The sequence below is a fragment of the Bacteroides caccae genome (genome assembly GCF_002222615.2).
Classification (GTDB): Bacteria; Bacteroidota; Bacteroidia; order Bacteroidales; family Bacteroidaceae; genus Bacteroides; species Bacteroides caccae.
Genome location: NZ_CP022412.2, coordinates 4,159,321 through 4,184,854, shown reverse-complemented (window position 1 = coordinate 4,184,854; position 25,534 = coordinate 4,159,321). Strand labels below are relative to the sequence as shown.

Here is a 25,534-nt window from a genome sequence, read left to right as displayed (position 1 = left end):
TTAACTTTGTTCGCGCTAATTTTGGCTGATAATGGAAACTCAAAATGTGAAAGATACAGTAAGGCAGATATTCACGGAATATCTCACGGCGAACGGGCATCGTAAGACTCCTGAACGCTACGCCATACTCGATACTATCTATTCTATTGACGGCCATTTCGATATAGATATGCTCTATTCGCGGATGATGGACCAGGAGAATTTCCGGGTGAGCCGGGCGACTCTCTACAATACTATTATCCTTCTTATCAATGCGCGGCTGGTTATCAAGCACCAGTTCGGCACTTCCTCCCAATACGAAAAATCATATAATCGCGAGACACATCATCACCAGATATGTACTCAGTGCGGTAAAGTGACCGAGTTTCAGAACGAGGAGTTGCAGCATGCCATTGAAAATACAAAATTAAGCCGCTTTCAACTTTCGCATTACTCCTTATATATATATGGTATATGCAGCAAGTGCGACAGAGCTAACAAACGGAAAAAAGTAAATAACAACAATAAAAAAGAAAAATGAAAGTAGATGTTCTATTAGGATTACAATGGGGCGACGAAGGTAAAGGAAAAGTAGTCGACGTATTAACACCTAAGTACGATGTGGTTGCTCGTTTCCAGGGCGGCCCGAATGCCGGTCACACACTTGAGTTTGAAGGACAGAAGTATGTGCTTCGTTCTATCCCTTCCGGTATTTTTCAGGGAAACAAGGTAAACATCATCGGTAATGGTGTGGTACTTGACCCGGCACTGTTTAAGGCAGAAGCAGAAGCGCTTGAAGCATCAGGGCATCCGCTGAAAGAACGTTTGCACATCTCAAAGAAAGCGCATCTCATTCTTCCGACACACCGTATCCTGGACGCTGCTTACGAAGCTGCCAAAGGAGATGCCAAAGTGGGAACTACCGGTAAGGGGATCGGTCCTACATATACGGATAAAGTAAGCCGTAACGGTGTCCGTGTAGGTGATATCCTTCATAATTTCGATCAGAAATACGCTGCTGCAAAGGCTCGTCACGAACAAATCCTGAAAAGCCTGAACTACGAATATGATCTTGCTGAACTGGAAAAGGCATGGTTGGAAGGTATCGAATATCTGAAACAGTTCCATTTTGTAGATAGCGAACATGAAGTAAACAATCTGTTGAAGGACGGAAAGAGTGTTCTTTGTGAAGGTGCACAAGGTACTATGCTTGATATCGACTTCGGTTCGTATCCGTTTGTTACTTCTTCCAATACAGTTTGTGCCGGTGCCTGCACCGGATTGGGCGTAGCTCCCAACCGTATCGGAGAAGTTTACGGTATCTTCAAAGCATATTGTACTCGCGTAGGAGCAGGTCCTTTCCCGACTGAACTGTTTGATGAAACAGGAGACAAGATGTGTACGCTGGGACATGAGTTCGGTTCGGTTACAGGTCGTAAGCGTCGTTGCGGTTGGATTGACCTCGTTGCGTTGAAATATTCCGTTATGATAAACGGGGTTACCAAATTGATTATGATGAAGAGCGATGTGCTCGATACTTTCGAAACAATCAAGGCTTGTGTAGCTTACAAAGTTAACGGTGAGGAAATTGATTACTTCCCATACGACATCACTGAAGGGGTGGAACCTGTATATGCAGAACTTCCGGGCTGGCAGACGGACATGACGAAGATGCAGAGCGAAGATGAATTCCCCGAAGAATTCAACGCATATCTGACTTTCCTCGAAGAACAACTTGGCGTACAAATCAAGATTGTATCCGTAGGACCGGACAGAGCGCAGACTATCGAACGTTATACGGAAGAATAACATTTGTTCTATTATATTTTGGGAAGGCGGAGATTGGACAAACTCCGCCTTTCTTGTTCAAATCTTTGTTGCTTAGTATGGACACAAATAATAAATGCCTTATGAAAACACGTTTTATTTCTTTTCTTTTATTACTCGCCATGAGTTGTGGGGCTTTTGCCCAGTCTTCCTATCAGCCGACAGAAGAAAACTTGAAAGCACGGGAAGAGTTTCAGGATAATAAGTTTGGTATTTTCCTTCATTGGGGACTGTATGCAATGCTTGCTACCGGTGAATGGACTATGACAAATATAAATCTGAATTATAAAGAGTATGCCAAACTGGCAGGTGGATTTTATCCATCCAAGTTTGATGCGGATAAGTGGGTGCAGTCTATCAAGGCTTCGGGAGCCAGATATATCTGTTTCACGACTCGTCACCACGAGGGTTTCTCGATGTTTGATACCAAATATTCGGATTATAATGTGGTGAAAGCTACTCCTTTCAAAAGAGACATTGTGAAGGAGCTTGCTGCTGCCTGTGCCAAACATGGAATCAAACTTCATTTCTACTATTCGCATCTCGACTGGGTGCGTGAAGACTATCCCTGGGGACGAACAGGGCGTGGAACGGGGCGGCCGGATTCAAAAGGAAACTGGAAAAGCTATTATCAATTTATGAATAACCAGTTGACGGAATTGCTTACGAACTACGGTCCCGTAGGTGCTATCTGGTTCGACGGCTGGTGGGATCAGGATCAGAATAAAGACTTTGATTGGGAATTGCCCGAACAGTATGCTTTGATTCATAAGCTCCAACCGGGGTGTCTGGTCGGAAATAATCATCATCAGACGCCTTTTGCCGGTGAGGATATTCAGATCTTCGAACGTGATCTGCCGGGTGAGAATACGGCAGGGCTCTCCGGACAGGATGTAAGTCACCTGCCGCTGGAAACTTGTGAAACGATGAATGGGATGTGGGGGTATAAGATTACCGACCAAAACTATAAGTCTACCAAAACATTGATTCATTATCTGGTGAAGGCTGCCGGCAAGAATGCCAATCTTCTGATGAACATCGGTCCTCAACCTGACGGAGAACTTCCTGCAGTGGCAGTACAACGTTTGCAAGAGATGGGCGAGTGGATGAAACAATACGGAGAGACAATCTATGGAACACGTGGCGGTGTGGTTGCGCCTCACGATTGGGGAGTGACTACACAGAAAGGGAACAAACTCTATGTGCATATTCTGGATTTGAAAGATAAAGCATTATTCCTGCCTTTGACAGATAAGAAAGTGAAGAAGGCGGTTGTATTTAAAGATCAGTCTCAGGTTCGCCTTACCAAAACGAAAGCGGGCGTTCTGCTGGAATTTGCGGAAGTCCCGAAAGATATTGACTATGTGGTAGAACTTACGATTGACTAATTTTTAGCTAATTCTTCATAAAAGCACGGGGAAACTATTCTGACATTGATAGTTTCCCCGTATTTTTGGCAAACAATTTGTTTATAGATATAGAGTAATAATTAAAACGAAAAGTATATGATGTCTTATTGGGTATTATTTATTGGAATTGCCGTAGTAAGTTGGCTGGTGCAGATGAATTTGCAGAACAAATTCAAGAAGTACTCCAAGATCCCTACCGGCAATGGCATGACAGGACGCGACGTGGCTTTGAAGATGTTGCATGACAATGGAATTTATGATGTACAAGTAACACATACTCCGGGACGATTGACCGACCACTACAATCCTGCAAATAAAACAGTGAATTTGAGTGAAGGTGTGTATGAAAGTAACAGTATCATGGCGGCTGCCGTAGCTGCACACGAATGTGGGCACGCTGTTCAGCACGCACGTATGTATGCGCCGTTGAAAATGCGTAGCGCATTGGTCCCGGTAGTGAGCTTTGCGTCTTCTGTCATGACATGGGTATTGTTGGGAGGTATTTTATTGCTGAATACATTCCCTCAGTTATTGTTGGCAGGTATTATATTGTTTGCCATGACTACATTGTTCAGCTTTATCACCTTGCCGGTGGAAATCAATGCAAGTAAGCGTGCACTCGTTTGGCTGAGTTCATCCGGGATCACCAACTCGTATAATCACAGACAAGCTGAAGATGCACTTCGTTCCGCTGCATACACTTATGTAGTAGCTGCGTTGGGTTCATTGGCTACGTTGATTTACTACATTATGATCTTCATGGGTAGAAGAGACTAAAAACTTCTCCATAAAATATAAAAGAGTGCCTTCTTAGTCCGCATTAGGATTCTGGAAGGCACTCTTTTGTTTGTCATACGTTATCATATATTCGGGTTTTGCACAACTTAGGGTAGAATGTTGACGATTTTTTCAGATATATGCAAGTGTTGCTCGGAAATTTGCAGTAAATTTGCGCAATTAAAATTATAAACAGTAATATTATGGCAGCAAAACCAAGTATTCCTAAAGGAACTCGTGACTTCTCGCCGGTAGAAATGGCGAAGCGTAATTATATATTCAATACGATTCGTGACGTATATCATCTTTATGGTTTCCAGCAGATAGAAACTCCATCTATGGAAATGCTTTCTACACTCATGGGAAAGTATGGAGATGAAGGCGACAAACTTCTTTTTAAGATTCAGAACTCGGGAGATTATTTTTCCGGTATCACTGACGAGGAATTGTTGAGCCGTAATGCAGCAAAGTTGGCAAGCAAATTCTGTGAGAAAGGATTGCGTTATGACTTGACTGTACCTTTTGCCCGTTATGTAGTGATGCACCGTGACGAAATCACGTTCCCTTTCAAACGCTATCAGATTCAGCCGGTATGGCGTGCCGACCGTCCGCAGAAAGGGCGTTATCGTGAGTTTTATCAATGTGATGCGGATGTGGTAGGTAGTGATTCGTTGCTGAACGAGGTAGAACTGATGCAGATTGTTGATACTGTATTCAGCCGTTTCGGTATTCGTGTATGCATCAAGATTAATAATCGTAAGATTCTTTCCGGTATTGCCGAGATTATCGGTGAAGCTGATAAGATTGTCGATATAACCGTAGCCATAGATAAGCTGGATAAGATCGGTCTGGACAACGTGAATGCCGAACTGAAAGAGAAAGGGATCAGTGATGAGGCTATTGCCAAATTGCAGCCTATTATTCTTCTTAACGGCACGAATGCGGAGAAACTGGGCACATTGAAAGAAGTGTTGTCAACCAGTGAAGTAGGATTGAAGGGAGTGGAGGAAAGTGAGTTTATTCTGAATACATTGGAAACAATGGGGCTGAAGAATGAAATTGAACTTGACCTGACATTGGCCCGCGGATTGAACTACTATACAGGGGCTATTTTTGAAGTGAAGGCGTTGGACGTACAAATCGGCAGTATCACAGGCGGTGGACGCTATGACAATCTGACCGGAGTATTCGGTATGTCGGGGGTATCCGGTGTCGGTATCTCTTTCGGTGCAGACCGTATCTTCGATGTGTTGAACCAGCTCGAACTTTATCCGAAAGAAGCTGTGAACGGAACAGAAGTGTTATTCATCAATTTCGGTGAAAAGGAAGCGGCTTTCTCTATGGGTGTTTTGGCAAAAGTGCGTGCAGCAGGTATCCGTGCCGAAATCTTCCCGGATGCCTCCAAGATGAAAAAACAAATGAGCTATGCCAATGCGAAGAATATTCCGTTTGTCGCTATCGTAGGTGAAAACGAGATGAATGAGGGCAAAGTTATGCTGAAGAATATGGAGACAGGGGAACAGAATCTTGTTTCGGCAGAAGAATTGATTGCTGCTGTAAAGAGATAAAAGAACATTGATTATAAAAAGATAAGGTGCCGTTGACATTCGATCAGCGGCACCTTATTATTTGGGAATAGTACTCCTGTTTACCGGGAGTTACAAATGACGTTCGGGATACATCTCATTCCACCATTCCGGGCGATCCTGCAGCCAGCGGGCAAACCATGCCATAATAGAATTGTGCCATTTGATACGCTTGTCGTAATCTGAAATAAAATGATTCTCACCGTCTACTGTGATGAATTCAACAGTCTTTCCTAATATCTTCAAGGCATTGAAAAGCTGTATACTTTCACCTATGGGTACATTGGTATCTACGGTTCCGTGCAACAATAGCAATGGAGTGTTGATCTTGTCAGCATTGAATAAAGAGCCTTGTTTGGTAAACAGATCCGGGTTTTTCCAGGGGTAGCTGTCGGCAGCGGCAATCGCATTGTATGAATAGCCCCAGTAACCTTCTCCCCAATAGCTGGTCACATCGCTGATACCTGCATGAGACACGGCAGCGGCAAAGATGTCAGTTTGAGTTTGCAGATACTGCGTCATGAATCCTCCGTAGGAAGCACCGAGACATCCGATTCGTTTTTCGTCTACAAACGGGTGTTCCTTGCAGAACTGTTTTGTTCCTTCAATAATATCGTCAGCAGTACGTTTTCCCCACGCGTTGACGTGGCGTGCAGAAAATTCCTGTCCGAAACCGATAGTACCGCTAGGCTGAATCACATACACTACATAGTCGCGTGAAGCGAACAGTTGGGCACAATACGGATTACTGATGCCACGTGTCGTAGGAGTGGTTCCGCCATAGTAATAAACAAGCATCGGATACTTCTTATTCGGGTCGAAGTTGGGCGGCAGACACATCTTTCCGGTGATTACCGTTCCGTCCGAGGCCGTAAAGTTCCACGGTTCGGTTTTACCTAATTCTATCTGGTCGAGAATTGGCTTCAATGGGTCGGCCAGTAACCGGGAAGTTTTTTTCTTCATGTCATACAGATAAGCAACTCCGGCATTATGGTCGGATTGACCGATATAAGCGGCGATTCCCGGATTGTATTCCGATAAGGTGAAAGCACTGGTAACATCCGTTTCCAGGTTCAACTTCTCAAAGCTGTTGTTTTTGGGCGAGTAGCGATAGATGTTCTTGCAGTCGCCATCGTCCGTATTGAAATAAATACATCCGTCCCCGCGATTCCATTGCAGAGGGCTGACAGTCGGGTTGAAGTCTTTAGTAATCGGCTGTATCTTGCGGGTAGCCAGATCCATGATAAATGCCTGTGTGTCGAAATCATTGGCAATAGGATGATTACCGCAATTCTTTCCGATTCCGCCGAAGGCCTCGGGACTTGCTGTAAGCAATAACTGCTTGCCGTCCGGTGAATAGCTGGCACCTCCCAGGAAGCGTTCGTCGTGGAAAAGAGTGTCAACCTTCAACGTTTCCAAATCTACCAGGTAGAGAGAAGACAGAGAGAACGGACGTTGAGTGATGTTTTCTTTCGATGTACTATATATCATAAATTTCCCATCGGGAGAAATATCCTGTAAGTAAGTGCTATGGTTACCATAAGTCAATCGTTCGGAAACACCGTTGGCTATGTTATATTTAGCCAGGAAGCTTCGTCCGCGAGTGTTGGGAATACGGTCTGCCGGGCTGACGATACGGCGGAGAGCACCTTGTTCTTTTTCTCCTTCTTCTCTGGGGTAATAGATCAGGAAGTCTTCGTTGGGCGACCATGTAAAGCTCTGTTCGGGAATCCCTTTCAAGAGAGTTTCTTCGTTTAGTGTAGCAGGGTCGAGCGTGATAACGTCATTTCCGCTAAGCGCTGTTACGGTATAATAGAGTTTGTCGCTTTTGGGCATCCAACGCATACCGTCTCTTGCATTATCCAAAAGAACCTTTCCGGTTTTCAGCTCCGTGAGCTGACAGTATGTACGCGAGCGTTTGGCAGCATGGTTGTTCCAATAACGGGTCAGCAGGTATTTTCCACTCGGAGAGATCGCAACGGAGATAACACGGTTGCCGTACACTGTATTATCCAGTGAAAAACGCTTCTTTGCATTCGGATCTAGTGTGCAGGCGATATCTTTGAATTTGTTGTCCTTAATAAACTCGCATTTCAGGGTAGGAGCAGCTTTGTCTTCTGCGGTGGAAAGCAATTTGATTGTGATTTCATAATCTCTTTCCGGTTCTAGAGTAAGAGCTATATCCCGAGAGGAGGCAGAACTGATACTATCTTCGGCGGCGTCCTTTGTCTGCTTGGAAACTTCGTCGATAAAGACTTCCCAGCGGACGGGAGAAGTAACTTTCAATTTTCCTTTCAGGAAACGTTCCGCCCTGATCTGTGTTTTAAGTACATAAATCTTGCTGTTTTTGTCAGCCTTATCCAATGTTAGATACCCTGCCGTGTCAACGGTCAGTGATTGCAGGGGCGCATCAGGGAGGTCGAGTACTACCGGAGTTTTAAGCAACATCTTGGTTGAATGCTTTTCTCCTTTCGGGTTGATACTGTCGTTCATGATAGGTGTACGAACCTCAATAGCGTCGCGGACTTTGTATTGTGTCACTCTTTCCTGTGCCTGGAGAGTGAGTCCGGTCAACAGAAAAATGGCTAAAGCCACTTCTTTCTTTTTCATGTGTTGTGTATTAAATTAAATAATATGATTAATTAGGTAGCAAATGTAAACTTAATGTTCTTAGTATACAACCAAAACAGCTCTTTTTTTAGTATTCAATCCGATCTAGTATCCCATTGAGGAAAGCAATGGCTACTCCATAGTTTGTCATGGGAATATTTTGCTTTCGGGCTAACTCGATACGGCTGAGTACATATTTGCGGTTGAACATACATGCCCCACAGTGAATCACTAAAGAATAAGGTGTCAGGTCTTGTGGAAAGTCTGTTCCGCCCACGATGTCTATTTGCAGTTTCTCACCGATACGTTTTCTCAGTAAGCGGGGAAGTTTCACCCGCCCGATATCCTCGGAAAGAGGGGCATGGGTACAGGCTTCGGCTATTAGCACACGTGATGATTCGGTCAGCATCTCAATAGCGGCCGCACTTTTCACATAATAATGAATATCTCCCTTATATCCGGCGAAAAGCACAGAAAAGGACGTAAGTTTGCTCTCTTCCGGTTTTTGCTCGTAGACTGTTTTGAAAACCTGCGAATCCGTAATAATCAATTTGGGAGGATGAGCAAGGGCGTGTAATGTTTCCGGCAACTTGTCGGTGGTACAGGTGGCAATCAGACATTTCTTGTCCAGCAATTCACGAATCGTCTGTACTTGCGGCAGGATGAGCCGGCCTTTGGGAGCCTGTATGTCCTGTGGCATTACGAGAAGCACGAGGTCATTCTCTGTGACTAACGTTCCGGTGATACTTTGCTGGCCGAAATCCGGAGGGAGTTTTTCCAGTATAGTCCGGCGGATCTGTTCGATCCCTGTTTTCTCTTTTGCACTGATTAGGACAGGAGTATCTCCGAAACTTTCTCTGACTTTGATAGCCAACGCCTGTGAATCTTTCCGTATATCTGTTTTGTTTATCAGCAGAATCGTCGGAATCCCTTTGGCCTTTAACTGTTCCAGCCAGTAAAGTTCTTCTGTAAAATCGGGCTCCTTTGTCTCCTTTGAAAGCCCGGCAGACGTATCGCCTCCACAAAATAAGATAGCCATATCTGTTTTCTCTACCGCTTTCCATGTGCGTTCAATACGCATTCGCCCAAGTTCGCCTTCATCGTCGAATCCCGGTGTATCGATAAACAGGCACGGTCCGATCCCATGAATTTCCATGGCTTTCGCTACCGGGTCGGTGGTTGTTCCCGGAGTATCCGAGACGAGCGCAGTGTCCTGTCCTGTCAAAGCGTTGATAAGAGAAGACTTGCCACTGTTTCGTCTGCCGAAAAGAGCTATGTGAAGCCTGTTGGCGTTAGGGGTATCTGTTAAACTCATAATCGAAAATCTCTTTTGCCTTCGGCGATTGCTTTTAAGTTACGTATGGCGATTTCTCTGATTTTGGGATTCGGAATATGTTCCGTTTCCTTTTCAATCAGTTTCAGCCCTTTTTTCCGGGTGTCTTCGGAGGCATAATCTTCCAGATACTCTTTCAGTGTCATTAAGGCATTCGGGGCACAGCAGTTTGCTATCTGTCCGGATTTGACGAGCGACATGAAACGGTCGCCCGTTCTTCCTTCGCGGTAACAGGCAGTACAGAAGCTGGGGATATGCCCGAGATCGAGCAGCCAGTTGACAACCTCATCCAGTGTCCGTGTGTCACTGACATCGAACTGTGCGGAATTGTTCTCCGGCAGTTCTCTTTCCGCATACCCTCCGACACTGGTACGCGAACCGCCGCTGATTTGTGAAATGCCCAGTTCGAGGACCTTCTTGCGTGACTCCTGTGATTCGCGGGTCGAAATAATCATTCCGGTATATGGAACGGCTATCCGGATAACGGCTACAATCTTACTGAATATCTCGTCCGAGATAGCATTGGGGAAATCCCCTGCATCAATATCATCTGCCGAGCAGATGCGCGGAACGCTGATCGTATGCGGACCTACGCCGAATCTGGCTTCCAGATGTTCGGCGTGCATCAGCAGTCCGGTAAAGTCATAACGGTATGTATTCAGTCCGAAGAGAACGCCTACCCCTACATCGTCAATACCCCCTTCCATAGCACGGTCCATGGCTTCCGTGTGGTAGGCATAGTTGCTTTTCGGTCCGGTGGGGTGGAGGGCTTCGTAGTTTTCTTTATGATAAGTCTCCTGGAACAATATATAAGTGCCGATGCCTGCCTCTTTCAACCGGCGGTAGTTTTCTACCGTAGTGGCTGCAATATTTACGTTCACCCGACGGATAGCCCCGTTTTTATGTTTGATACCGTAAATCGTCCGGATAGATTCCAGAATATATTCTATCGGATTCAGGGTGGGATGTTCTCCAGCTTCGAGTGCCAGGCGCTTGTGCCCCATATCCTGTAAGGCAATCACTTCCTGACGGATCTCTTCCTGTGTCAGTTTCTTGCGGGCAATCGTTTTGTTTTTGGCATGATATGGGCAGTAGGTACAGCCGTTGACGCAATAGTTCGAGAGGTACAGCGGTGCAAACATTACGATACGGTTGCCGTAAAACTTTTGTTTGATTTCTTTGGCGAGATGAAAGATGTGTTCTATCAGATCGGGCTGGTCACATTCCAATAGGACGGCTGCTTCCCGATGTGTCAGTCCTTTACATAGAGCAGCTTTTTCAATCAGTTGTTCAATCAGTGCACGATTGTCTTTGTTGGTCCGTGCATATTCCAGTGTTTCCAGAATTTCTTCATGGTGGATGAATTCTTCTGCTTCAGGTGAATCTACTTTGTATGTCATAATCTATTCTAAACTTCTAAGTTCCAACTAACTGACTTCTAACTGTCAACCGTTTTAAAATCTCCTCTGGAGAAAGAAATCTCGTAGCCGATGTTATGTAATTGTTGTTGCAATATCCTGATTCCTTCTGCCGATTCAGCTCCGAGGGAGGCTTTGTTATTATATAAGGCATACTTTTTCCGTTCCTCCTGTGGCGACAGATTGGGCATGACTACATTTGCTCCTGCCAATATCCCCCGTTCCCGTCCGTCGGGAGTCAGTGTAGCCAGAGCTGTTGTCGATGGAATCAGTGCCGATGGGTGCATCAGGCGGAAGATAGACAATAAGAGCAGTGTCTGTTCGAGCGTTCCGCTGGAATATCGGGCAAAAGGCGTATCCTGATGAGGCAGAAAAGGACCGATGCCGATCATTTCAGGACGGAGTTTTTCGATAAACAGAATGTCTTGAATCAGATGTTCTACAGTCTGTCCCGGACTACCGACCATAATTCCCGTTCCGGTTTGATACCCTGTTTCTTTTAAGTTTTGCAGGCATTGCAGGCGTTGCTTGCCGGACATTCCGGCAGGGTGCAGTTGGCTGTAATGCGTCGCGTCGTAAGTTTCGTGCCGTAACAGGTAGCGATTGGCTCCAGCGTGAAAGAAACGTTCATACGCTTCGCGTGACTTTTCGCCGAGTGATAGCGTAATGGCACAGTCCGGATAATGCCGCCGTATGGTGGCAACGATTGTCTCTATGCGGTCGTCCGTCAGTGCAGGATCTTCTCCCCCTTGCAGGACAAAAGTCCGGAATCCCAGTGCGTATCCTTGTTTGCAGCAATCCAGAATACTTTCCGGACTCAGCCGGTAACGTGCTACGTGCGGATTACCTTTCCGGATGCCGCAGTAATAGCAGTTGTTCCGGCAGCAATTACTTATTTCAATCAGTCCACGGATATAAATCCGGTTTCCGAAATGCCGGAGGCTGACCTCCCGTGCCTGTTCGTTAATGATTCGTAGGGAGTCCGCGTCACATCCGGTCAACAGTTGCCGGAATTCTTCGGGTCGAAGAGTTCTTTCCTGCCGTAGTTTATCTATCCATTGTTTCATAGCTCTCTTTTCGTTTGAGCAGCTCTTGTGCCAGTTGGCGACGTCCCGAAACAATGTCATTGTGCGTGCTCGGTCCGGTGATACAACCACCTTCGCAAGCCATGACTTCAATAAATTGTCCGGCTGCCTTTCCGGTCTTGGCACAGGCACGCAGCAGGGCTATGTTCTTCTTATTGATATCCGACACTTGGATCGCGTTTATCTTTTCCGCTTCTTCTTTCAGGTATGCTTTGACAGCTCCCATTACACCGCCGGCTTGTGCGAAACCGTGTGCTTCGCGGACGGAAGTATGCAATATGGAGAAAGCCTGTGTCTGCTCCAGTTGGATGTCCAACCCGTCAAGAATGGAACCCACCTCTTCGAATGTCAGGATATAATCTACGGCCTCGTCGCGGCGCACCTCTTTACGTTTGGCTACACATGGACCTACGAATACGATTTTTGCATCCGGGTGCTTCTCCTTGGCGATCCGTGCCGTGTAATACATCGGCGAACCGGTGGTGGAAACGTATGGTTTCATCCCCGGAATATGTTTTTCTACCAGTTCGATGTAAGAAGGGCAGCAGGAAGTAGTCATGAAACTTTGTCCTTTTTCCAACTTCTCCAGTAACTCGTGTGCTTCGTTGCTGGTAGTCGACATTGCTCCTTCGGCCACTTCAATCACATCGGTAAATCCTATTTCTTTAAAAGCTCCATATACTTGTTCGATCGAAGTCTTGAACTGCCCGAGGATAGACGGAGCAATAATAGCCACCATTTTCTCTCCTTTACGGATTCGTTGCAAAACGTCGAATGTCTGTGAAATCTCGAAGATAGCACCGAACGGACAAGCATTCATGCACTTTCCGCAATATATACATTTGCTTTCGTCGATATGCTCTATTCCGTGTTCATCTTTACTGATAGCTTTCACCGGACAGGATTCTTCGCAAGGCACAGGAATATAGACGATGGCATGATACGGGCAACTCTTATGACAGATACCGCAACTGATACACGTCTCATGGTCGATCATTGCCTGACCGTTTTTCTTGAAACGTATGGCATCTTTGGGGCAGTTCATATAGCAACTACGGGCCACACATCCGCGACAAAGGTTGGTTATTTCATAATTAATCTGTATGCAGGAAGAACACGCTTCGTCAATGACGCACATTATATTTTCTTTATCCGGTTCGGGACGGCTCAATGCTTGCTGCGCATATTCGGAGAGAGGAGTTACTTCGTCATGTTCGTCTGTCATGTCCAGTCCCATTAGGGGGAACATCTTGTATCTCCACACGGCTCGTTCTTTGTGTACACAACAGCGTCCCAGAGGCTTTGACTTGCGTGGGCTCAATTCAATAGGTAGCCGGTCTATTTTTTCTACTAACTGGTCGTTTTTCCAGAGTCTTACAAGGTCAGCCAGTAACTTGTGCCGGACAATCATAATGTTATTCGTAAATGCCATATTGTAATTAAGGGGTTGTTAGCGGATGCAAAGATACGAACACTATTTCAATATTTAAGCTTTTTGAAACATTCTTGTAAATTTTTTGTAGCCTTTCTGCGTTATCTTTGCAGTAGGTAAAATTAAGAGGAGGAAGAGGTATGAATAGCAGCATTTTAGAACAAAGAAACCGTTTCGCTTTGATTGGTGTACTAATGACTATTGTCAGCCTGATGTTTTTATTCTATATGGGAAGTTCTTTGGTTAGTTCGACTAAGAAATATCTGGAACAGATCCGGATGATAGAGATAACTTGTGTGGACGAATAAAAGAGAAAGCTGTAAAGCAAGATATCCGGAGGAAATCATTACTTTTGCCGGAAGAAAACAAGAAACCTTATGGAAGAGAAAAACAAAGCATGGAAAACGGTGAGCAGCAAATACCTGTTCCGCCGCCCGTGGCTGACCGTTCGTTGTGAAGATATGTTGCTTCCCAATGGAAATCATATCCCCGAATATTATATTCTTGAATATCCCGACTGGGTAAACACGATTGCCATAACCAAAGAAGGCAAATTTGTATTTGTCCGCCAATACCGTCCCGGCATCGGCCGGACTTGTTATGAACTTTGTGCCGGTGTGTGTGAAAAGGAAGACGCTTCGCCATTGGTATCCGCCCAACGCGAATTATGGGAAGAAACCGGCTACGGAAATGGCAACTGGCAGGAATATATGTTGATTTCCGCCAATCCGAGCACTCACACCAATCTGACGTATTGCTTCCTTGCAACCGATGTGGAACTCATCGACCACCAACATCTGGAAGCTACCGAAGATCTTTCCGTGCATCTGCTCACCTTGGAAGAGGTGAAACGGCTGCTGGATAACAACGAAATCATGCAAGCGCTGAACGCTGCTCCGCTATGGAAGTATATAGCTAGTTTATAGCTTTCGCATACATACATTCCCTTCACACATAATCAGGAGGTTTGGGCTGCAAAGTTCAGACCTCCTTGTTTGTTTTCCTGGAGACATATAGATAAGTCTCACTTCATCCTTTGCAAACTTCCTCTATATAGAGCGTAAAGTTGCTCTTGCTTTATCATAATCTATAAACGAAACTTCCGTTTATAAAAACGCAAGTTTCGTTTATATAATCAAAGCCTTCATTTATAAAAACGCAACTTCCGTTTTAAGTCTGAAACGGGGCGGAAAGAACTTTGTGGTAAAGGGAAGGGAAGTTTGCGCCCTACGGGGAGTAACTTCTTTGTTAATACTATGAAGGTAGGGTAGTGGTAGCTCTCTCTTTTTGCCATAAGAGGTGAACTGTCAGTCATTTTGTCAGTCAATTTCTGCCAAACAATCATTCTTTTGCTTTGGCACGCTTTTCGCAATGTCTTTAACGGTTCGCCTGCAGAACAGGCGGGTGACAATTAATATTATAATGTATAACTAAAATATAATAAGTAACTATGAACATTAAACCATTAGCAGACAGAGTGCTTATCCTCCCTGCACCTGCAGAAGAAAAAACAATTGGTGGTATCATTATTCCTGATACAGCAAAAGAAAAACCTTTGAAAGGTGAAGTTGTGGCAGTAGGTCACGGTACGAAAGATGAAGAAATGGTATTGAAAGTAGGCGATACAGTTCTTTATGGTAAATATGCCGGAACAGAACTTGAAGTCGAAGGTACTAAATACCTTATCATGCGTCAGAGCGATGTTCTCGCTGTTTTGGGTTAATAAATGTAGTAAATAATCAATCATTAAATTGTAAATATCATTATGGCAAAAGAAATATTATTCAATATTGACGCCCGTGACCAATTGAAAAAAGGTGTCGATGCTTTGGCAAATGCAGTAAAAGTAACTCTTGGTCCGAAAGGACGTAACGTTATCATCGAAAAGAAATTCGGTGCTCCGCACATCACAAAAGACGGTGTGACAGTAGCAAAAGAAATTGAACTGGCAGACGCTTACCAGAATACAGGTGCACAACTAGTGAAGGAAGTTGCTTCCAAGACTGGTGATGATGCAGGTGACGGTACAACAACTGCAACCGTTCTCGCTCAGGCTATCGTAGCTGAAGGATTGAAGAACGTGACTGCCGGTGCTAGCCCAATGGATATCAAACGTGGTATCGACAAGGCTGTTGCCAAAGTGGTAGAATCAATCAAATCGCAAGCAGAAACAGTAGGTGACAACTACGACAAGATTGAACAAGTGGCTACCATATCTGCAAACAATGATCCGGTGATCGGTAAATTGATTGCTGATGCAATGCGTAAGGTTTCTAAAGACGGTGTTATCACTATCGAAGAAGCAAAAGGTACTGACACTACAATCGGTGTAGTAGAAGGTATGCAGTTCGACCGTGGTTATCTGTCAGCTTACTTTGTGACAAATACAGAGAAGATGGAATGTGAAATGGAGAAACCTTACATTCTGATCTACGACAAGAAGATTTCTAACCTGAAAGATTTCTTGCCTATCCTCGAACCGGCTGTACAGACTGGTCGTCCTCTGTTGGTTATTGCAGAAGATGTAGATAGCGAAGCATTGACTACTTTGGTAGTAAACCGTCTGCGTTCTCAGTTGAAGATTTGTGCTGTGAAGGCTCCGGGCTTTGGCGACCGTCGCAAAGAAATGCTGGAAGATATCGCTATCCTGACAGGTGGTGTGGTTATCAGCGAAGAAAAAGGATTGAAACTGGAACAGGCTACTATCGAAATGTTGGGTACTGCCGATAAGGTAACAGTTTCTAAAGATTATACTACAATCGTAAACGGTGCCGGTGCAAAAGAAAACATCAAGGAACGTTGCGACCAGATCAAAGCTCAAATCGTTGCTACTAAATCAGACTACGACCGTGAAAAATTGCAGGAACGTCTGGCTAAGTTGTCAGGTGGTGTAGCTGTTCTTTACGTAGGTGCTGCTTCTGAAGTAGAAATGAAGGAAAAGAAAGACCGAGTAGACGATGCATTGCGTGCAACTCGTGCTGCTATCGAAGAAGGTATTATCCCGGGTGGTGGCGTAGCTTATATCCGTGCTATCGATTCTCTCGAAGGCTTGACGGGTGACAATGCTGACGAAACAACAGGTATCGGTATTATCAAACGTGCTATTGAAGAACCGCTTCGCGAAATTGTAGCAAATGCCGGTAAAGAAGGTGCGGTAGTTGTTCAGAAAGTACGTGAAGGTAAAGGCGACTTTGGGTACAATGCCCGTACGGATGTTTACGAAAACCTACACGCTGCCGGTGTAGTAGATCCTGCTAAGGTTGCTCGTGTAGCTTTGGAAAATGCAGCTTCTATCGCTGGTATGTTCCTGACTACCGAATGTGTCATTGTAGAAAAGAAGGAAGACAAACCTGAAATGCCAATGGGCGCTCCCGGAATGGGAGGAATGGGTGGAATGATGTAATTCCGGTTTCCTATTAGAGAATATAAAGAAAGAAGAACCGCTTTCCCTGATAAAGGGAAGGTGGTTCTTTTTTTTGTGTTCCCAAAACATCTCATTCTCCGATTTGTTCGGTTATTGGAATACTTGTATATTTATTGTCTAATTTATTAATAAAATCGTGAGATGTCAAAAGTATTAGGATTTATGAAGCAAGTGGCCCGTGGGCTGCAAGTGGAGGGAAACTTTGGAACTGCTCATGTCTATCGTAGCAGTCTCAATGCCATTATTGCTTATCGTGGGAAAGATGATTTTGCCTTCAATGAGGTAACTTCAGAGTGGTTAAAAGGGTTCGAAGTTTATCTTCGTAGTCGTGGGTGTAGCTGGAATACGGTTTCTACCTATCTTCGTACCTTTCGTGCCGTTTACAATCGTGCCGTCGATCTTCATCGGGCACCATACGTTCCGCATCTGTTCCGTTCGGTGTATACGGGCACTCGTGCCGATCATAAACGTGCCCTATGTGACGACGATATGAAGAAAGTGTTTTGTAAATTGTCGCAGTCTTCGGGTGTATCTCCGAATATGCGCCGTGCACAGGAACTGTTTATTCTTATGTTCTCGCTCCGTGGTATACCGTTTGTTGATCTTGCTTATCTGCGCAAGAGTGATTTGCGTGATAATGTAATCACGTATCGTCGGCGTAAAACAGGCCGTCCCCTGTCGGTGACGTTGACTCCGGAAGCAATGATTCTGGTAAAGAAATACATGAACCGTGATTCTTCTTCTCCTTATCTCTTTCCTTTTTTGGAAAGCCGTGAAGGAACGAAAGAGGCGTATCGTGAATATCAGTTGGCGTTGCGCAGCTTTAATCAACAACTAATGTTGTTGGGAGAGTTATTAGGATTGGGTGATAAATTAAGCTCATACACTGCCCGGCATACTTGGGCTACGACGGCTTATTATTGCGAAATTCATCCGGGTATTATCTCCGAAGCTATGGGGCATTCTTCCATTACGGTAACAGAGACATATCTCAAGCCTTTCCGAAGCAAGAAAATTGATGAAGCAAATAAACAGGTTCTTGATTTTGTGAAGCGTTCTGTGATAGGATTAAATGCCTGATTATTATTCTGTTACTCTGTAGGTAACGGGAATAAATGACGGTGCAAATATGAGCATATTTCTTAAAACAACCAAACGAAATCACACATTTTTTCTAATAAACTACTTAAAAGCGGAACTAGGACAGATAAAACACGTGGATTCTTTGTATTAGGGCTTTGTTAACTTCTAAATATTGCATAAGATTTCCCTCCCCTCTGCCGCTCGTCAGAAGCAGGGGTAAAGAACTTTCATAATCTATCGTATCATTTTTCAGTATTGACTACTCTAAAAGAGCAGGCGCAAAGGTCTCTCCGTTACCTACAGAGTAACGGGCTGTCTATTATTGAAACTTAGTGTTTAATAATATATTATTAATGTAATTTTTAAGTAGTTATGAAAAGAAAATTTGTAAAAGTGATGTTCTTCGGGGCGTTGGCACTTTCTACTGTCACCTATGTAGGTTGTAAGGACTACGATGATGACATCGACAATCTGCAAACACAGATTGACGCAAACAAAGCTAGCATTGCCGAGTTACAGAATTTTGTGAAAGAAGGCAAATGGGTAACCGCTGTAGAGACAATTACTGATGGATTTAAAATTACTTTTAACGATGGTAAAAGCTATTCTATCGTAAGTGGTGCCGATGGCGCAGCAGGTACAAAGATTGAGATTGATTCGGCAACAAAGAACTGGATTATTGATGGAAAAGACACCGGTATTTGTTCTGAAGGAAAGAAAGGTGATAAGGGAGATCAAGGTGACCAAGGTGACCAAGGCGATAAAGGTGAAGATGGATATGCACCGCAAATTTCAGAAGACGGATATTGGATGGTTTGGGATGCAGAAGCCGGAGAACCTAAAAAAACAGATGTTAAAGCTGCTACAGATATCTATGTAACTGCTGATGCTAATAATCCATTGGTTTGGGTTTTGAATATACTCAATAAGGAAACGGGAGAATGGGAAACTGTTTCTATGCCTAAGGCTGCTCGTATCACTAGTATGCGTGCACTTGGCGAACAAGGTGGAAGTATCGATTTTTCTTCTACTGAGGCAAACGCTACCTTGTATTATGGAGTAGTAGGAAAAGATGTTAAATTTAACGGAAAATCTTATCCAAAAGGAACGTTCCTGTCTGCTAGAGGTAGCATGATTCATGCATTGATTAATCCGGTGAACTTGGAGGTTAAAGATATTCAATCTTATGAAATCGGCTTGACTGATTCTAAAGGAAATACAAACTTTGTTGTAGCTAGTATTGCAGCTAATGTTAGTGAAACTGCTTTAACTCGTGCTGAAAATACAGCAAATAAAGGTATCTATGACTTGACTCTTAAATTTGCTGAAGGTATAGATCCGGATAATTTGAATGAAAATATCGCTTATGCACTTACAACGAAAGATGCGTGGGGGAATGAAATCATCTCCGGATATGATGTGAAAGTTACAGCTAAAGAAGAAGAAAAGACACTTATAGATGTAAATAAGGATGTAGATTTCAAAGTTACTCATAATCTGGATGAATTGGTTGGTGATCAATTGAATGATGTAGTAGATTATACTTATTCAGTTGTCGAAGCCGATGCTAAGAAAATTGAGGCTACATTTAGCAAGGAAAATAAAACAATTATTGCTAATAAGGAAGGCAAATTGACTGTTACTATTGCCTATTTTACTACTGCTGGAAATGAAAAAGAAGCTAAGTTGAATTTGACATTCAAGTATGCAGCTGAAAAAGCAGAGATTAAAGATATGACTTGGGTCGTAGATGGCGAAAAAGTAACAGCTACTTCTGAAATTGTTGGTCCTTCAGTAGATGTAATCAAAGCAAATATAACAGCTGGTATAGATACGGAAATCGCTTATACTGATGGTGAAGTTGAAATTAACGGAGTGAAGGATTTGGAATATGAAGGTGGTATTACTTTGAAACTGGTAGGTTTGGACAAAGACGGAGAACCCGTAGCTGATATGTCTACAGGTGTAGCTGATATTACTAAATTTGTAATCGAAGCTACATTTGATCCTGCTGAAGTTGCTGCTGTTCCTCATACTGCAACAGTTAAATTCAAAAATGCAACTCCGACTCCGGGATTGGATAATGATGTTCTGTATGAAACGACATTTAAGATTACTGTAGACCAGCAGGATAGTAAGTTGTTTGAATTCAAACGTGCAGGTGCTTACTTTAGTGGTGATAACGCTACTGCTTATGGTAATGTAAATGATGAAGATGCAGCAGGTAAGATTACTTACAATCTTTACAAACTGTACCAGGAAGGTTCTATTTCTGCTAAAGAGAAAGCACTTATTTCATTTGATGAGGAAATACCGTCCAAAATGGTAGATGATACGAAAGTCTATGCTGATGCATGGTTGTCCTCAAATAAGAGTAGCGATGAGATCACAGTTGCGCCTTATGATGCTTGGGGTGGTGCTTATGAAGGTCGTAACATTACAGTAGCTTATGCTCCGTTTGGAAATGACCGTCTGAATGTTATCACTGATAAGTTTAATTTGACTGTGAAATCGGAAATCTTCGAAGGTACATTTAAGTATATTGGCAAATCAGGTACTGAAGCTAAGCCATTTGAAGTAGATGGAGGACATACACAAGATCTGTTAGCTAAAGATTTCGAAAAAACAGATGCTTATGGTGTTGGCTATGACTTTGATGACAAGAGAATTAAATCTGTTGTACTTGAATTGGCAAACCAGGATGCTAAAGATTATGTAACATTAAGTGCTACTGACTTTACGAAAACTGACAAAGTTGTAATCTCTAAGAAAGCTTCTCAAACACCTATCGTTACTCCTCCGGTATGTGAAGTAAACGTTATCATTACTGATAAATGGGGCAGACAGACTACTGAAACTGTTTATGTTAAAGTGTTGAAGTAAACCGGATTTAAAAGATCTGTAATTGAGGGCATCTTAATCCTTTTAAGATTAAAGATGCCTTCTATAATATATAATCAAATCTTTTGAGAAGAAATATATTCAGGGATAGACTGAAAATTATGCTTGTGAAAGTATATTCTCAAATGTTTATCTCTAGAAGGGATGCCTCCCTTATTTCCCACGGACATCCCTTTTTATCTCTCTCTTAAGACATCTTACTTATTACGCTAGAAGCAATTTGCTAGTCCCTTATTTCCTATAGATAAGGAGATGTTTTAAGTATACAAAAGGCTCGAGCTTGTGAAAGTTCGGGCTTTTCATCGTTATGGTGCATTCCAAAACATCTTTATATCTCGTTTTGTTTGTATGAGGTATTCTTTTTATGAGAATACTTGTATCTTTATTATCAAATTAATCAAAACAATCGTGAGATGTCAAAAGTATTAGGATTTATGAAGCAAGTGGCCCGTGGGTTACAAGTGGAGGGAAACTTTGGAACTGCTCATGTCTATCGCAGCAGTCTCAATGCCATTATTGCTTATCGTGGGAAAGATGATTTTGCCTTCAATGAGGTAACTTCAGAGTGGTTAAAAGGGTTCGAAGTTTATCTTCGTAGTCGTGGGTGTAGCTGGAATACGGTTTCTACCTATCTTCGTACCTTTCGTGCCGTTTACAATCGTGCCGTCGATCTTCATCGGGCACCATACGTTCCGCATCTGTTCCGTTCGGTGTATACGGGTACTCGTGCCGACCATAAGCGGGCATTAAGTGACGAAGATATGAAGAAAGTTTTTGCGGACTTGTCCCGTTCGTCCGGAGTGTCTTTAAGATTACGACGGGCGCAGGAGTTTTTTATTTTAATGTTTCTTCTTCGTGGTATACCGTTTGTTGATCTTGCTTATCTACGTAAGAGTGATTTACGTGATAATGTGATCACGTATCGTCGGCGTAAAACAGGCCGTCCCCTGTCGGTGACGTTAACTCCGGAAGCAATGATTCTGGTAAAGAAATACATGAACCGTGATTCTTCTTCTCCTTATCTCTTTCCTTTTTTGGAAAGCCGTGAAGGAACGAAAGAGGCGTATCGGGAATATCAGTTGGCGTTACGCAGCTTTAATCAACAACTAATGTTGCTGGGAGAGTTATTAGGACTAGGCGATAAATTAAGCTCGTACACCGCCCGTCACACTTGGGCTACGACGGCTTATTATTGCGAAATTCATCCGGGTATTATCTCCGAAGCTATGGGACATTCGTCTATCACTGTAACCGAGACTTATTTGAAACCTTTCAGGAGTAAGAAAATTGATGAAGCTAATAGACAGGTTGTTGACTTTGTCCGACGATCTGCCGGTGGATTAATGTCTTGATAAATAGCCTGTTACTTCATAGGTAACGGGAATAAATATCGGTGCAAATATGAGCATATTTCTTAAAACAACCAAACGAAATCACACATTTTTTTAATAAACTACTCAAAAGCGGAACTAAAACAGATAAAACACGTGGATTCTTTGTATTAGGGCTTTGTTAACTTCTAAATATTGCACAAGATTTCCCTCCCCTCTGCCGCTTATCAGAAGCAGGGGTAAAGAACTTTCATAATCTATCGTATCATTTTTCAGTATTGACTACTCTAAAAGAGCAGGAACAAAGGTTTCCCTGTTACCTATGAAGTAACGGGCTGTCTATTATTGAAACTTAGTGTTTAATAATATATTATTAATGTAATTTTTAAGTAGTTATGAAAAGAAAATTTGTAAAAGTGATGTTCTTCGGGGCGCTGGCACTTTCTACTGTCACCTATGTAGGTTGTAAGGACTACGATGATGACATCGACAATCTGCAAACACAGATTGACGCTGTAAAGGTGTCACTCGAGGAGTTGCAGACAAAGGTTAACAGCGGTTCCGTTATAACAAATGTTGTGAAAGGAGAGAACGGAATTACTGTGACGCTTAGTGACGGCAAAAGCTATGAACTGACTAATGGTAAAAATGGTGCGGATGCTGATGTTTGGACGATTGGTGAGAAAGATGGCTATTGGTACAAAAATGGTGTGAAAACCGAATATAAAGCTGTCGGAGTAGATGGAGCACCCGGTGCTGCCGGACCGGCTGGTGGAGAAGGTACACCCGGTGAAAACGGTAAGTACTATGTACCTAACAAAGAAACTGGCTGTTTTGATATTTATCAGGATGGTAAATTGGTAGAAGCAACAGATATTAGTTGGAAAACCGCAGCATCTGAAGGTGGAGTTACTGCTGTTCTTAATGGTAATGTATTGACACTTCAAGGAGTTGAAGGAGCACCGGATGGTATAGCAATAGACATCACTTCAGGCATTGCTTTATCTTCTATCGCATTCATTCCTGATGTAGTAAGTACAGATGTTCCTTATGCAACTACTAGTAAGCCTTTCTATCATATCGAGAGTTATTTAAATGAAGCTAAGTTTAATACTACTAGTGGCGAATTCATTGCACAGAAAGATTGGGGTAAATCAAATGTTGTGGCATTGAATTATCGCTTGAATCCGGAAGATGCAAATGTTGACGGAAAAACTGTATTCGGCTTTATCGATCGTAAAGTGAAAACCCGTGCAGTTGGTGACAAGAAAGTGTTGCTGAATGTTGACGAGACGAAGGTGGCGGATGGTGTTGTAACTATCGGAACAACAATTAATCCGAATGCATTGGCTCAAAATGCTGAATATAATATTGCTGCTTTACAGGCATGGTATGGTCAAAAACCAATGACATCTGATTATGTATATGCTACATCTAGCGAGATTGACTTGGTACTTGCTGATAGCGTAAAAACTAAGGAAGGTGACGATGCTGCTATTACTTTCTATGAGCGTACAAAATCTATCAATAAAGATGGTGAATCAGATGATTTCATCAAACAGTTTGTTGCATTGGACGCTGCTGCAAACGCTACATTTAAATATGATGCTACTATTAATTTGAAAGATTATGTAGGATTGTATTCTAATGATAAAGATAATTGGTTGGCAGCATTGGGATTCAAAGGCATGAGTTATGAATTCTCAATACCTGAGAACTATTTGGCTGAAGATGACGAAAAGACAAATCAACAATGGTTTATCGTAAAAGAAGGAGAAAACATTGCCGGTAACGGTGTTATTAAAGTTAATCCTGAAGTGAAAAACGGAACTCCGGCTATCGGACGTACTCCTGTTGTTAGAGTAGACGCTTTCTTAACTAGCAATGCAGGTGAAAAGAAACTCGTAGCTTCATCTTATATCAAATTGGAGATTACAGAAACATCTCAGGCTCCGGACGAAAAACCTGATTATGGAATTATTGATATGTCTGCTGATAAAGCAGCTGATTATCATAAGTTAGAAGGTGATGAAAAAGCATTCACTAATGACTATAATCTTGATAATGTCAGCATGGACTATCAGGCTATCAACAATAAGATTTACGGTACTGCAAAATTGACTTCTACTACATTCTGGAATTATTATGGTGGTGATGATCATAAATATAATGTATTGGTTACTGTAACTGACAAAAATGGTCAGGAACTGACTATTATTGATCAAGAGGCAGAACAGAGTACAGATGTAGTGATAAATGATGAATCAGGTCTTCTTCTGAATATTAAATTGAACGATGATGCAACCAAGACCTCTGCTATCAAAGTGGGTATCAATAATCTGATCAAGACTCAGAATACTTACAAAGACGTAGACGGTAAGGGTGCTAAATACTCAGTTAAGATTATTATTCCTTCTAATGATACATCTCATGGTGATATTGTACTTCAACAAGTATTCTATGTGAAGGAAGAATGTGTTGCTTATACTTATAATCCTTTGTATTATAACGAGACATATAAGTCTCTTGCTGATGGAAAGACTTATAAGGATTGTATTGTAGTCAAAGGACAGGAAAACTCCGGTTGGGAAATGTCTTCTGTAGTGAGCGAGCATTTTGAAAATAATGAAGCAGGTGAGAATATCTTCACATACTATAATAAAGTTAATAATGTAAAAGCACTTCAGTTCCAATGGGCTTCTGGTGTAACAGGTGTATCTCCGTCTCCTCTGGCTTCATTCTCAACAGATCAGACAGTTAAGTTGACTGAGCCGATGACCGAACGTGATGATGTTAAGAACATGACTTATCAGGTAACTTTGGAAAATGGTGAAACATGTGATTTTGCATATAACATCGTATTCATTAATCCGTTTGTTGCTACAAAAGCTACCGGCATAAAGATCTTTGGTAATGGAATTGGTGTAAACACCGGAGCCACTATGCCTGAAGTTCTTGTGAAGGATAACGAAGGAAGCGCTATTTACTCTTATAGCTCTACTGCTACTGTATTAGTGTTGAGTGATAAAGCTACAAATACTTATAAACTGAATGCTGACATGGTAAGTGTTGAATATGCTTTCGTTGAAGAAGGTGATTGGGCTATACTTGACAAGAATATGTCTGCAAATTCAGAGTTAAAGGTTAATGCTACTACAGGTGTAGTTACTTGGAAAAACGAAGGTTCTACTTTGACTAGAGATTACAACCTTACGGTAATTGCAACTGTGACATTCAAAGATTTGTCAGTTGTAAAATGTGAGATTCCTGTAACATTGACAGAAAAAGCAATTAAATAACAAAGTCATGATTCTCTTATAAAGAAACTTGATTTGTAGA

18 protein-coding genes are annotated in these 25,534 nt (G+C 42.7%); 13 read left to right on the top strand and 5 right to left on the bottom strand.

What is annotated here, in order from left to right:
* Positions 1-31 precede the first annotated feature (31 nt).
* The 5 genes from CGC64_RS17135 to hisS all read left to right on the top strand — a co-directional run bounded on the left by CGC64_RS17135 (position 32) and on the right by hisS (position 5,560).
* On the top strand, positions 32-520 hold the full coding sequence (locus CGC64_RS17135; protein WP_005679654.1) for a Fur family transcriptional regulator: 489 nt from the start codon (positions 32-34) through the stop codon (positions 518-520).
* A complete protein-coding gene (locus CGC64_RS17130; RefSeq protein WP_005679653.1) occupies positions 517-1,788 on the top strand; it encodes an adenylosuccinate synthase in 1,272 nt (423 codons plus the stop codon). The genes CGC64_RS17135 and CGC64_RS17130 overlap by 4 nt, the downstream gene beginning before the upstream one ends.
* 101 nt (positions 1,789-1,889) lie before the next feature.
* Positions 1,890-3,194, top strand: coding sequence for an alpha-L-fucosidase (locus CGC64_RS17125; protein ID WP_032855595.1), 1,305 nt, complete (start codon positions 1,890-1,892; stop codon positions 3,192-3,194).
* A gap of 117 nt (positions 3,195-3,311) precedes the next feature.
* Positions 3,312-3,992: a zinc metallopeptidase gene (locus CGC64_RS17120; protein ID WP_005679651.1), complete on the top strand. Its 681-nt coding sequence runs from the start codon at positions 3,312-3,314 to the stop codon at positions 3,990-3,992.
* Between the two features lie 203 nt (positions 3,993-4,195).
* Positions 4,196-5,560 (top strand): histidine--tRNA ligase, encoded by a 1,365-nt coding sequence (hisS, locus tag CGC64_RS17115; protein ID WP_005679649.1) that lies wholly within the window; start codon positions 4,196-4,198, stop codon positions 5,558-5,560.
* A gap of 90 nt (positions 5,561-5,650) precedes the next feature.
* On the opposite strand, the gene CGC64_RS17110 is transcribed toward hisS, so the two are convergent.
* The 5 genes from CGC64_RS17110 to CGC64_RS17090 all read right to left on the bottom strand — a co-directional run bounded on the left by CGC64_RS17110 (position 5,651) and on the right by CGC64_RS17090 (position 13,456).
* Positions 5,651-8,188, bottom strand: a complete 2,538-nt coding sequence (locus CGC64_RS17110; RefSeq protein ID WP_005679647.1) for an alpha/beta hydrolase family protein — start codon at positions 8,186-8,188, stop codon at positions 5,651-5,653.
* 88 nt (positions 8,189-8,276) lie between these two features.
* Positions 8,277-9,503 carry a [FeFe] hydrogenase H-cluster maturation GTPase HydF gene (gene hydF, locus CGC64_RS17105; protein ID WP_005679645.1) on the bottom strand — a complete coding sequence of 409 codons (1,227 nt, stop codon included), beginning with the start codon at positions 9,501-9,503 and terminating at the stop codon, positions 8,277-8,279.
* On the bottom strand, positions 9,500-10,921 hold the full coding sequence (gene hydG, locus CGC64_RS17100; RefSeq protein ID WP_005679643.1) for a [FeFe] hydrogenase H-cluster radical SAM maturase HydG: 1,422 nt from the start codon (positions 10,919-10,921) through the stop codon (positions 9,500-9,502). The genes hydF and hydG overlap by 4 nt, the downstream gene beginning before the upstream one ends.
* 38 nt (positions 10,922-10,959) lie before the next feature.
* Positions 10,960-12,006: a [FeFe] hydrogenase H-cluster radical SAM maturase HydE gene (gene hydE, locus CGC64_RS17095; RefSeq protein ID WP_005679641.1), complete on the bottom strand. Its 1,047-nt coding sequence runs from the start codon at positions 12,004-12,006 to the stop codon at positions 10,960-10,962.
* Positions 11,987-13,456 (bottom strand): 4Fe-4S dicluster domain-containing protein, encoded by a 1,470-nt coding sequence (locus tag CGC64_RS17090; RefSeq protein ID WP_005679640.1) that lies wholly within the window; start codon positions 13,454-13,456, stop codon positions 11,987-11,989. Before CGC64_RS17090 ends, hydE begins: the two co-directional genes overlap by 20 nt.
* Before the next feature lie 140 nt (positions 13,457-13,596).
* On the opposite strand from CGC64_RS17090, the gene CGC64_RS19000 reads away from it, so the two are divergent.
* The 8 genes from CGC64_RS19000 (at position 13,597) to CGC64_RS17055 (ending at position 25,494) form a co-directional block, all read left to right on the top strand.
* The gene (locus CGC64_RS19000; RefSeq protein WP_005679639.1) at positions 13,597-13,764 is read left to right on the top strand and encodes a hypothetical protein; all 168 of its coding nucleotides are present in this window, start codon (positions 13,597-13,599) and stop codon (positions 13,762-13,764) included.
* Positions 13,765-13,833: 69 nt separating this feature from the next.
* A complete protein-coding gene (locus tag CGC64_RS17085; RefSeq protein ID WP_005679637.1) occupies positions 13,834-14,382 on the top strand; it encodes an NUDIX hydrolase in 549 nt (182 codons plus the stop codon).
* Positions 14,383-14,906: 524 nt separating this feature from the next.
* Positions 14,907-15,179 (top strand): co-chaperone GroES, encoded by a 273-nt coding sequence (locus CGC64_RS17080; protein ID WP_005679636.1) that lies wholly within the window; start codon positions 14,907-14,909, stop codon positions 15,177-15,179.
* Positions 15,180-15,221: 42 nt separating this feature from the next.
* Entirely contained in the window at positions 15,222-16,859 is a 1,638-nt protein-coding gene (gene groL / locus CGC64_RS17075) for a chaperonin GroEL (protein WP_005679634.1), read from the top strand.
* A 162-nt stretch (positions 16,860-17,021) separates the two neighbouring features.
* The gene (locus CGC64_RS17070) at positions 17,022-17,960 is read left to right on the top strand and encodes a tyrosine-type recombinase/integrase (RefSeq protein WP_005679633.1); all 939 of its coding nucleotides are present in this window, start codon (positions 17,022-17,024) and stop codon (positions 17,958-17,960) included.
* A gap of 375 nt (positions 17,961-18,335) precedes the next feature.
* Entirely contained in the window at positions 18,336-20,846 is a 2,511-nt protein-coding gene (locus CGC64_RS17065; RefSeq protein ID WP_096037495.1) for a PL29 family lyase N-terminal domain-containing protein, read from the top strand.
* Between the two features lie 431 nt (positions 20,847-21,277).
* On the top strand, positions 21,278-22,216 hold the full coding sequence (locus tag CGC64_RS17060; protein ID WP_005679774.1) for a tyrosine-type recombinase/integrase: 939 nt from the start codon (positions 21,278-21,280) through the stop codon (positions 22,214-22,216).
* Between the two features lie 374 nt (positions 22,217-22,590).
* Positions 22,591-25,494 (top strand): PL29 family lyase N-terminal domain-containing protein, encoded by a 2,904-nt coding sequence (locus CGC64_RS17055; protein ID WP_005679773.1) that lies wholly within the window; start codon positions 22,591-22,593, stop codon positions 25,492-25,494.
* Positions 25,495-25,534: the final 40 nt, after the last annotated feature.

Coding starts and splice junctions, on each gene's coding strand:
- CGC64_RS17085 (WP_005679637.1), top strand. CDS start 13,834: ATGGAAGAGAAAAACAAAGCATGGAAAACGGTGAGCAGCAAATACCTG.
- CGC64_RS17125 (WP_032855595.1), top strand. CDS start 1,890: ATGAAAACACGTTTTATTTCTTTTCTTTTATTACTCGCCATGAGTTGT.
- CGC64_RS19000 (WP_005679639.1), top strand. CDS start 13,597: ATGAATAGCAGCATTTTAGAACAAAGAAACCGTTTCGCTTTGATTGGT.
- hydE (WP_005679641.1), bottom strand. CDS start 12,006: ATGAAACAATGGATAGATAAACTACGGCAGGAAAGAACTCTTCGACCC.
- hydF (WP_005679645.1), bottom strand. CDS start 9,503: ATGAGTTTAACAGATACCCCTAACGCCAACAGGCTTCACATAGCTCTT.
- CGC64_RS17130 (WP_005679653.1), top strand. CDS start 517: ATGAAAGTAGATGTTCTATTAGGATTACAATGGGGCGACGAAGGTAAA.
- CGC64_RS17090 (WP_005679640.1), bottom strand. CDS start 13,456: ATGGCATTTACGAATAACATTATGATTGTCCGGCACAAGTTACTGGCT.
- CGC64_RS17080 (WP_005679636.1), top strand. CDS start 14,907: ATGAACATTAAACCATTAGCAGACAGAGTGCTTATCCTCCCTGCACCT.
- CGC64_RS17070 (WP_005679633.1), top strand. CDS start 17,022: ATGTCAAAAGTATTAGGATTTATGAAGCAAGTGGCCCGTGGGCTGCAA.
- CGC64_RS17110 (WP_005679647.1), bottom strand. CDS start 8,188: ATGAAAAAGAAAGAAGTGGCTTTAGCCATTTTTCTGTTGACCGGACTC.
- CGC64_RS17060 (WP_005679774.1), top strand. CDS start 21,278: ATGTCAAAAGTATTAGGATTTATGAAGCAAGTGGCCCGTGGGTTACAA.
- CGC64_RS17135 (WP_005679654.1), top strand. CDS start 32: ATGGAAACTCAAAATGTGAAAGATACAGTAAGGCAGATATTCACGGAA.
- CGC64_RS17120 (WP_005679651.1), top strand. CDS start 3,312: ATGATGTCTTATTGGGTATTATTTATTGGAATTGCCGTAGTAAGTTGG.
- hisS (WP_005679649.1), top strand. CDS start 4,196: ATGGCAGCAAAACCAAGTATTCCTAAAGGAACTCGTGACTTCTCGCCG.
- CGC64_RS17065 (WP_096037495.1), top strand. CDS start 18,336: ATGAAAAGAAAATTTGTAAAAGTGATGTTCTTCGGGGCGTTGGCACTT.
- CGC64_RS17055 (WP_005679773.1), top strand. CDS start 22,591: ATGAAAAGAAAATTTGTAAAAGTGATGTTCTTCGGGGCGCTGGCACTT.
- groL (WP_005679634.1), top strand. CDS start 15,222: ATGGCAAAAGAAATATTATTCAATATTGACGCCCGTGACCAATTGAAA.
- hydG (WP_005679643.1), bottom strand. CDS start 10,921: ATGACATACAAAGTAGATTCACCTGAAGCAGAAGAATTCATCCACCAT.